The following is a 10,155-nucleotide window of genomic DNA, read 5'->3' on the forward strand; positions in this document are numbered from 1 at the left end:
ATGGTTGGTCTTGGAAATGTAGACAACACCAGCGATGCGAACAAACCTGTTTCTACGGCTGCGCAAACCGCTTTAGATTTAAAAGCAAATTTAGCTTCACCAACTTTCACAGGAACGGTTTCAGGAATTGATAAAATGATGGTTGGCTTAGGCAATGTCGATAACACCAGCGATGCCAATAAACCCGTTTCAGCTGCTGCTCAAACTGCTTTAGATTTAAAAGCCAATTTAGTTTCGCCAACTTTTACAGGAACGGTTTCAGGAATTGATAAAACAATGGTTGGATTATCGAATGTGGACAACACCAGCGATGTAAACAAACCCGTTTCTGCTGCTGCTCAAACCGCTTTAGATTTAAAAGCGAATTTAGCATCACCAACATTTACAGGAACGGTTTCAGGAATTGATAAAACAATGGTTGGCTTAGGCAATGTCGATAACACTAGCGACGCCAACAAACCAGTTTCAGCTTCTGCGCAAACCGCTTTAGATTTAAAAGCGAATTTAGCATCACCAACATTTACAGGAACGGTTTCAGGAATTGATAAAACAATGGTTGGCTTAGGCAATGTCGATAACACTAGCGACGCCAACAAACCAGTTTCAGCTTCTGCGCAAACCGCTTTAGATTTAAAAGCGAATTTAGCTTCTCCAACTTTTACAGGAACGGTTTCAGGAATTGATAAAACAATGGTTGGTTTGACAAACGTTGATAATACTTCGGATGCGAACAAACCTATTTCAGCTTCTGCGCAAACCGCTTTAGATTTAAAAGCGAATTTAGCTTCACCAACTTTTACTGGAACCGTTTCAGGAATTGATAAAACGATGGTTGGATTAGCAAACGTTGATAATACTTCGGATGCGAACAAACCAATTTCAGCTGCTGCTCAAACCGCTTTAGATTTAAAAGCGAATTTGGCTTCGCCAACTTTTACAGGAACGGTTTCGGGAATTGATAAAACGATGGTGGGATTATCAAATGTAGACAATACCAGCGATGCGAACAAACCAGTTTCTATAGCAACACAATCAGCTTTAGATTTAAAAGCGAATTTAGCTTCACCAACATTTACAGGAACCCCTTTGGCACCAACGGCAACATCAAATACTAATTCTGATCAAGTTGCTACAACGGCATTTGTAACTAGTGCTATATCTGCTGCAACAATATCTGATGCTACTGTTTCAGTAAAAGGTAAAATACAACTAGCAGGAGACTTCACAGGAACTGCTGATTTACCAGCTATTGCTACTGATGCAATTACAAGTACTAAAATTAAAGATGGAGAAATAGTTGATGTAGATATTTCTTCAATTGCTGAAATCCAAGATACAAAATTAGCAACAATTGCTACAGCTGGAAAGGTTAGTAATAGCGCCACTACGGCTACTGAACTTAATACCGGTTCTAGCATAGTATCAAGAGATATTTATGGAAGTTTTGCGGCAGGAAATATTACTGCAGCCGGATTAACAACTTCAGATAATATTAATGTGCATGGAATAACAATAGGCACAAAGGGAGGATCCAACAACATAGGAATTGGCGATACTGCTTTTACTTGGTCTAGTCCAATAGGGAATAGTAATACGGTTTTAGGTATTTATGCATTTACATCCTCATCAGGTAGTAATAATACTGCAATAGGGAATAATGCGATCCGTCAGGGTGGTGGTTCAGGCGATAATAACACAGCAGTAGGAGCTGCTTCGCTTTCAAATGGTCAAGCTGCAAATAATAATACTGCTATTGGAGTTGGTACATTGACTCAATCTACTGGTACGGATAATACAGCATTAGGATATAATTCGGGTAGTGTTATTACTACTGGTACTCAAAATACTTTTTTAGGTAGTAATGCAGCTGCTCAAAATGGGAGCGAATCTATTAACAATGCAACTGCTATTGGATTTGGTGCGGTAGTTAATTCAAGTAACACTATACAATTAGGAAATACATTGGTTACTAACATAAAAACAAGTGGAACAATTACTACTGGTTCAATTACAATTCCAAATACGGATGGAACTGTCGGTCAAGTATTGGCAACAAACGGATCGGGTACATTAGCATGGATTACACCTTCAACAACAGCAACAGCCTATAGTGGTGTATTACCGGTGATCAATGGAGGTACAGGTTCATCAACTCAAAACTTTGTAGATTTAACTAATAATCAAACTATAGACGGTACCAAGAATTTTAGCGCTGATGCAGTGATTAATGGAATTACAATAGGTAGAGGGAATTTTAATGAAAATTCAAATACAGCTGTGGGACTAGGAACTTTAGCAAATAATGCTGGATATGCTAATACTGGAGTAGGTAGAGGGGCATTAGCCTCAAATGGGGCGGCCGGAGGAAATACGGCATTGGGTTATATTGCATTGTCAAATAATGTTTCAGGAACAGACAATGTTGCCATAGGTACTCAATCATTACAGACAAATATTTCAGGATCACAAAATACTGCCATTGGTAAAAACGCAGATGTTGCCACAAATGGAATTTCTAATTCGGTAGCAATAGGCGCAAATGCAATAGTTACCTCTTCTAATACAATTCAATTAGGATCAGATGGTAGTGGTTCACATGCAGCTATAACAGATGTAAAAACTAGTGGCGCCATTACTGCAGCTTCGTTCAAAGTAGCTGGAGGAACTGCCGCACAATTTTTAAAAGCAGATGGTTCAGTTTCAACTGAAGCTATTTTGGAAGTTGCAGACGAATTTAGTGCAACTGCGGCTCAAACTTCATTTACTTTAACGCAAACTAAATCACCCAACAGCAAGGTTAAAATGTATATCAATGGAATACGAATTAGTAATACTGCATATTCCGTATCAGGAAATACATTAACTTATATTCCATCAAATAACGGATCTTACTCGTTGTCAGTAAATGACCGAATTCAATTTGATTATTTTTATTAATAGTAGCTTCTAAAACCAAAACAATATGAAGTTTTTTATAAAAATTGTTTTTATTCTTTCACTGTTTTTTACATTTCAAGGAAATGCTCAAAATAGTTTGGATATTTTAGGACTGAGCATTACTGATCCAGCAGCCGTTGCTTTCAGCTTAAGAAAATTAAGTAGTTCGTATACTGGAAGTGCCATTCAAGTTCGTCGTAGTTTAGACAACGCTACTTTAGACATTGGCTTTAATGGTGATGGGTCAATAGATTCTGCTGCAATATTAACATTCGTTGGAATACAAGATGGATATGTGAGTATCTGGTACGATCAAAGTGGAAATAATAGACACCTTATAAAACCAGATTTAAGTCAACAACCTAGAATTGTATCAAACGGAATCTTTAAATATATAGGGACTAAGATTGCAATTGATTTTTCGGGGAATAAAGGCTTGGTTTATTCTGGATCTTTAAATTTAGCAAGTGTTACAGCAGTGATACGATCAGAATCTACTAACTGGCCAGGTTATCACTGTATTCTAGATGGGACTCCTAGAATTGGGGGAATATTAGAAAACGGAGGAACTAATTTTCATTCTAATGTGTCTCCTGTAGCTATTTGGAGAAACGGAATTTCAAAATTGATTTCGAGTTCATTAGGGCCTACAAATGAAAGCATGGTATTGTCAATTACTACCAGTACGGATAATTTGAGCCAAATTTTCATTGGTAATTATGATGGTGGATCTAATGGAGGCTCTATTTTACAAAACGAAGCAATTGGTTTTTCTACGTTAAATACAGTAGGAGTTAGACAATTATTAGAATGTAATCAAGGAAGTTATTACGGAATTCCATTAACGTTATGCACAACAGCAATCCTAACCAGTCCTTCACCACTAAATAGGTTTGAATGTAAAGGAACCGTTGCAACTCCATTAAGCGTAGAAGCTACAGGTCAAAACCTAACTTTTCAATGGTATAGCAACACCATTCCAAGCACTGTGGGTGGTACATTAATTGCTGATGCTACTTCAGCTACTTTTATTCCTCCAACCGTAAATAACGGCACTACATATTACTACGTAGTTGTTTCTGGAAGTTTGGGTTTACCAGCGGTAAGTCTCATTTCGGGGCCTGTAACCGTCGAGGAACTAGGGCCTGTTACCATAAATCCTGCTTCAGTTACTATTAATGCGGGAGACACGGCTACCCTTACAGCATCCGGTGCAATTACTTATTCATGGAGTAGCGTTTTATATACCCCTTTGGATCAAGTAACAACTGCTAAGTTGGCTGTTGGATTGCGATTGCTAAAATCTAATTATACGGGATTTGCGGTTCGCTTAAGACGTGCAAGTGATAATGTTGAAGCTGATTTTGGCTTTTCAGGTAAAAATCTAGATACAGCAGCAATTGATTCATGGCTCGGAGTTTCATCTGGATATTGTGTAAAACTGTATGACCAGTCAGGAAATGGAAATGACATGGTTGCACCTTCAACTAGTGCACAACCACTTTACGTTGCATCTGGATTAAATTCAAAACCTATTTTAAGGTTCAATACGTCACAAAGTATTAAAAATAATTTTAATTTTTCTACTCCTTACTCGGTTGTGTATACGGCAAAACAAACAGGTCCTAGTAGAGGTAGAGTTTTAAATGGTTCCAATAACAATTGGCTTTTAGGATGGTGGGGAGGAAGTAAAAGTCAGGCCTATTTTGAGGGTTGGGTTTCACAAGAAAACGGAATTCCTGCAGACAATAACGCTTATGTATACTCAGGAACAGGAAACGGGTCAACGTCATTTGTTTTTGAAAATAGTATTGCAAAAACGATTTCTCAAAATGGAGGTAATGGCAGTCCAAATGGCTTACGAATTAATGAAAGTGAACCGTCTGATGCGGATGTTGCAGATATTTTTGCCTTTGACACCGTACTTTCAGAAGTAGACAGAATAAAGGTAGAGCTAAGCACAGGAAACTATTATGGAATTTTTCCAAATATTCCCTTGGGACTTACAGCATCTATAGATGTATCTCCAACTGAAACAGCAACATACTATGTATCTGGTTTTTCTTTAAATGGTTCTTGTGTTGTAAACAATTCAGTAACAGTAACTGTTTTAAAAGATCCAAATCTTAGTAGTTTTGGAAACGTAACCAAGACTTTTTTTGACGGATCTTATACTATTACGCCACCAACAAGTCAAAGTAATGGAAGCATTTCATACGCCAGTAGTAATCCTAGCGTTGCCACCATAAGCGGATCTAATGTGACAATAACAGGTCCAGGAACTACTACAATTACTGCTACGCAAGATCTTACAGGGACTCATTTTGCCGGAACTATAACTGCATCATTAACGGTGAATAGCGTTACTGTACTAACAAGAAATGGAAAAATTTCGACCACAGATTCTAATTATATCAATAAAAACGGTGCATTGCAAACCAGTAATTCGCTAACACCGTTTGGAGGTAAAACCAATACAAGATCAAATGACGGACTTTCGGCAGCTACAGCAGGAAGTAGTGCACTTCAAATAAAAACAGATTATCCATCTGCAATGGATGGATTGTATTGGATTGTAAATCCTAATATTAATGGAGGTTCGCCATTTCAAATATATGCAGATATGACTACCGATGGTGGTGGATGGACATTGATTTTGTCTAATAACAATAATTCCGGATGGAATGGAACTAATGCTATTCTAAGAAATGAAACAGTTCCAACGATTAATGGTCAATATTCTATTATATCCTATGCAGATTATCTTAAAAAGAGTGCTAGCGGTTTTCAATATATGATAGAAGCAACATCACGAGGGCGATGGGGTGGTATTTGGACTGCTAACCAAGCGTATAGTTTTGTAAACACTAATAATACTCAAACGGATATTACTTTAAATACAAAATTTGATTCTTGGAATTACAATAATGACGGAATTGAACAAATTATGCCTTGGTATGCAAATGGTTCACAAGGAGCTATAACAACAAGTAGCGACCCCAATGGAGCATGGTGGGGTACTTTAGTTTCCACAAACGGATTTTCTCCAGCGCCATGGATGGGTTGTTGTGGTAATGATAATCCAGGAATTATTTGGTATTGGGTACGTTAAAAGTAGAATGTTATAAATTGAATAAAAAAAGGTTCAACTGTTGTAAGTTGAACCTTTATCATTTGATTCTAAATTTTTAAACTTTACCTAGAGTATACAACTGCTCCATTGTAGGGGATACGCTTCCGCCAGCAGGCTCAAGTGTTATCCCAAAAGCTTGTGCTTCATTCGCGTTATTTACAGCAAATAATTTTTGATCATTTTTATCAAAATTTTCTAATAAACCAATACTTGTAGGGGTTAACGGATCTAGTTTTAAAGCCCATACTTGATAAACCATTCCTTTTGGTGGTTCAGGTAATCCCGATGCATCAACATAAACTACCTTTGTGTCTTGGTTCCAATATACTTTGGCAAAAGACTCTGGGGCAACTGCTTGACCGCCCAAACCTACAACCGTATTTTTAGTATCTCTTACTACGGCTAAACTGGTTTCAACTGCTGTATTTTTAATTTTTAAACTTTTAAATTCTTTCTCTAAAGTTGCTTTTTCAAGTTTTGTAGCAGCTACTTGACTTGAAGAAACATTGAGTTCATTGTATTGATATCCTACGCCTAAAAGTAAAAGTAAAGCTGCAGCCCAACCCAAATATTGCATTTTATTACTGCTACTTTCAAGTGTTATCACAGGAGCGTGTTTCAATTCTAGTTTTTCTTTAATTTTCTCAAAGTTGGCTACTGAGTGAAAAGGGGAAAAACTTGATGATAAAGCAACGATTGCTTTTTCTATAGCAATAATTTCTGAGTTTATTTCAGCAGAATTTTTTGCTTTGCTGGCCACTTCTTCGCTTTCAGACTCACTAAGTAAGCCGTAAACATAAAGTTCCAGAATTCCTGATTCTATATATTCTTTTGTTTCCATTAGATTTTCAAATAATTTCTTAGATCGTTAATACAATTTCTATTTTGCGTTTTTACGGTTCCTAAAGGAATTGCCAACTCGTCACTAGCCTCTTGTTGGGTATAACCTTTAAAAAAAAGTAAATCTATAATTTGAATACACTTTGGTTTAAGCTTCTTTACAAAGTCCTGTAGTCCAATAGTATCCATCTTGTCAGCCAGTTTTGAACTGTCTTCAAAGTGATTTACGAAATTATCTGTTGATAGGTTTTTTTGGCTATTATTAAAATTCTTAGATCGCAATTTATCAATAGATGTATTACGAGCAATATTTAAAATCCAAGTATAAAAGCGTCCTTTACTTTCATTGTAGGAATCAATGTTTTTCCAAATCTTTACAAAAACCTCTTGAAGGACATCTTCGGCTTCTTCCCTATTTTTAACGAGTACATTGATCACCGCAAACAAACTTTTTGAATACATATCATAAAGGTAGGTGAATGCTCTCTCGTCTTTTTTATAAATTAATACTAGTAGTTCTTCTTGGCTCATATTTCGATCGTTTATTTTTTGCAAGTTTAAGTAAGTTCAAGTAAAAGCGTTTTCTAAACTTCAAATTTACCTTCTTTAACTAAATCTGGAATTTATTTGTTACCGTAAATATAAACAAAAAGTCAAGTTTTTGAACACGATCGATAAAAATATCATTTTTCAAAAACTATTTTGTTGTCTATAACGTATATGACAAACAGAAGGTAATTAACTAATTAAATTTTTTTTTGTTTTTTGGTAAGGCTTTTTTTTTAGCAGTTGAAGTATGATATTCACGAAAGACATAAATGATTTGCCTGTGACTTATAAGTTCTTATTTATCTTGATATTGCCAGTAAAAAGAAATATTTTCGCACTTTAATCTCTTTTATGATAAGTACTGTCTTAAATGGTTTGACTGTATATTTTGTAAAGTTTTATTTGTAAATAAATGAAAAATATTTTTTTAGCATTGCTCGCATGTGCTAGTGTAACGACTTGGGCGCAAAGTAAAAAAGCGAAGATTGTAGATAAAAACGGCAATCCAATTGAAAACGTTTATGTGTTGAATACTAAATCTCAAACGCATGCACACAGTAATGAATTTGGAGTTTTTACTTTATCTGAAACGGTTGACGGAGATCCTCTTGAAATAGTAGCCTTTGGTTACAAAAGACTAATTCGCGCTTTTAATTCAAATGAAGAAGCTATCGTTCTTGAAGACGGACTATTTCGCTTGAAAGAAGTTGTAATTCAACCCAAACTTTCGGCTATGAATGTCATTTCAAAAATTGATTTGCAAACTACACCCGTAAATTCTTCGCAAGAGATTTTACGTAAAGTTCCAGGTTTGTTCATTGGTCAGCATGCAGGTGGAGGTAAAGCAGAGCAGCTTTTTTTAAGAGGTTTTGATATTGATCATGGTACTGATATTGCTATTTCTGTGGATGGCATGCCTGTAAATATGGTTTCACATGCGCATGGTCAAGGTTACGCTGATTTGCATTTTGTTATACCAGAAACGGTAGATAAAATTGATTTCGGAAAAGGAACTTATTATGCAGACAAAGGAGATTTTGCAACGGCAGGATATGTAGCTTTTCAAACAAAAGATAAAATCGAAAACAGTAGTATTGGTATAGAGGTTGGTCAATTTAATACCCTCAGAACAGTAGGATTATTTGATCTTTTGGGACAACAAAAAAATCAAAGTGCTTACATTGCTACTGAATATATTGTGACAGATGGTCCGTTTGATGCGCCTCAAAATTTTAATCGAATCAATCTTTTAGGGAAATATTCGTTTAGTTTGAATGATGCAAGTAAGTTCTCAATTTTAGCTTCTCGTTTCAAAAGCAAATGGGATGCGTCTGGACAAATTCCGCAACGATTGGTTGATTTGGGAGTGATTACTAGATTTGGTGCAGTTGATAGTACGGAAGGAGGAACAACTTCAAGAACTAATTTTAATGTGGCTTGGTCAAAACCAATTAATGAAAATAGCTATTTTAAGGCCAATGCTTTTTATTCGAATTACGAGTTTGAATTATTCTCGAATTTTACATTTTTCTTGAATGATCCTCTAAATGGAGATCAAATAAAACAAAAAGAAGAACGAGCGATTTATGGTTTAAATGCTGATTTACATCAAAAATCATTTATTAATGACACCGAAGTGCTTATGCAATACGGAATTGGTTTTAGATCAGATGCAACAGTTGACTCTGAATTATCAAGTACGCTGAATAGACGAACCGTTTTACAACGATTAAAATTAGGCGATGTAGAGCAATCTAACTTATTCTCGTATGCGAATGCTGAGTTAAAGTTTGGCAAATGGATTATAAATCCTGCATTGCGCTTAGATTATTTTAAATTCAATTACCAAGATAAGTTAGCCAACACGTTTCAAACGCAGGCAGAAACAGAAGTGAAGTTTTCACCAAAATTGAATTTTATTTATTCAAAAAGTAATGAATTACAATTTTTTGTCAAATCAGGAATGGGTTTTCACTCAAATGATACAAGAGTAGTGGTTGAAAATAATGGTAGAGAAATTCTTCCAACAGCAATTGGTACTGATATTGGTACAATTTGGAAACCAATGCCATCACTATTAGTAAATGCTGCTTTGTGGCATTTGTATTTGGATCAAGAATTTGTTTATGTAGGTGATGCGGGAGTAATTGAGCCGAGTGGCAAGTCGCGTAGAATGGGCGCTGAACTTAGTTTGCGTTATCAATTGAATGATCATTTGTTTTTTGACGCCGATGCCAATTATACCTATGCTCGTAGCATTGAAGAGCCAAACGGTCAAGATTTTATTCCGTTAGCGCCTGATTTTACAACAACAGGCGGATTGAGTTTTCAAAAAGTGCATGGATTTTCAGGAGGTTTACGTTATCGTTACCTCAAGAATCGTCCAGCAAATGAGGATAATTCTATTGTTGCTAAAGGCTATTTTATATCTGATTTGAATGTAAATTATCAAGTAAAGAAAATAAATATTGGCATTGCCATCGAAAATATATTCAATACTGAATGGAATGAAACACAATTTGCAACAGAATCGAGACTTCAAAACGAGCCAGAAAGTGTTGAGGAAATACATTTTACTCCAGGAACGCCTTTCTTTTTGAAAGGGAAAATTACCTATGCGTTCTAAATACCACGAGAAGTTTTTGTTGTTTATTTGTTTGGAAGCCTGACAATTCATAGGGTCGGGCTTCCTTTTT

General features: G+C 35.9%; 5 protein-coding genes. 3 read left to right on the forward strand and 2 right to left on the reverse strand.

From position 1 onward, the window contains the following. Positions 1-2,937, forward strand: a 2,937-nt coding sequence (locus tag FPG59_RS16600; protein WP_086454473.1) for a hypothetical protein, incomplete at its 5' end; no start/stop codon positions are given. A gap of 25 nt (positions 2,938-2,962) precedes the next feature. Then, the gene (locus FPG59_RS10055) at positions 2,963-6,049 is read left to right on the forward strand and encodes a fibrinogen-like YCDxxxxGGGW domain-containing protein (RefSeq protein ID WP_086454474.1); all 3,087 of its coding nucleotides are present in this window, start codon (positions 2,963-2,965) and stop codon (positions 6,047-6,049) included. 76 nt (positions 6,050-6,125) lie between these two features. On the opposite strand, the gene FPG59_RS10060 is transcribed toward FPG59_RS10055, so the two are convergent. Both FPG59_RS10060 and FPG59_RS10065 read right to left on the reverse strand, forming a co-directional pair. Further along, complete coding sequence (locus FPG59_RS10060; RefSeq protein ID WP_086454475.1) at positions 6,126-6,911, reverse strand: anti-sigma factor; 786 nt, start codon at positions 6,909-6,911, stop codon at positions 6,126-6,128. Further along, positions 6,911-7,441: an RNA polymerase sigma factor gene (locus tag FPG59_RS10065; RefSeq protein ID WP_086454476.1), complete on the reverse strand. Its 531-nt coding sequence runs from the start codon at positions 7,439-7,441 to the stop codon at positions 6,911-6,913. The genes FPG59_RS10060 and FPG59_RS10065 overlap by 1 nt, the downstream gene beginning before the upstream one ends. A gap of 430 nt (positions 7,442-7,871) precedes the next feature. Between FPG59_RS10065 and FPG59_RS10070 the strand changes: the two genes are divergently transcribed. Further along, the gene (locus FPG59_RS10070; protein WP_086454477.1) at positions 7,872-10,085 is read left to right on the forward strand and encodes a TonB-dependent receptor; all 2,214 of its coding nucleotides are present in this window, start codon (positions 7,872-7,874) and stop codon (positions 10,083-10,085) included. Positions 10,086-10,155 lie beyond the last annotated feature (70 nt).

Source organism: Flavobacterium sp. FPG59, assembly GCF_002150205.1.
In the GTDB taxonomy this organism is placed as follows: domain Bacteria; phylum Bacteroidota; class Bacteroidia; order Flavobacteriales; family Flavobacteriaceae; genus Flavobacterium.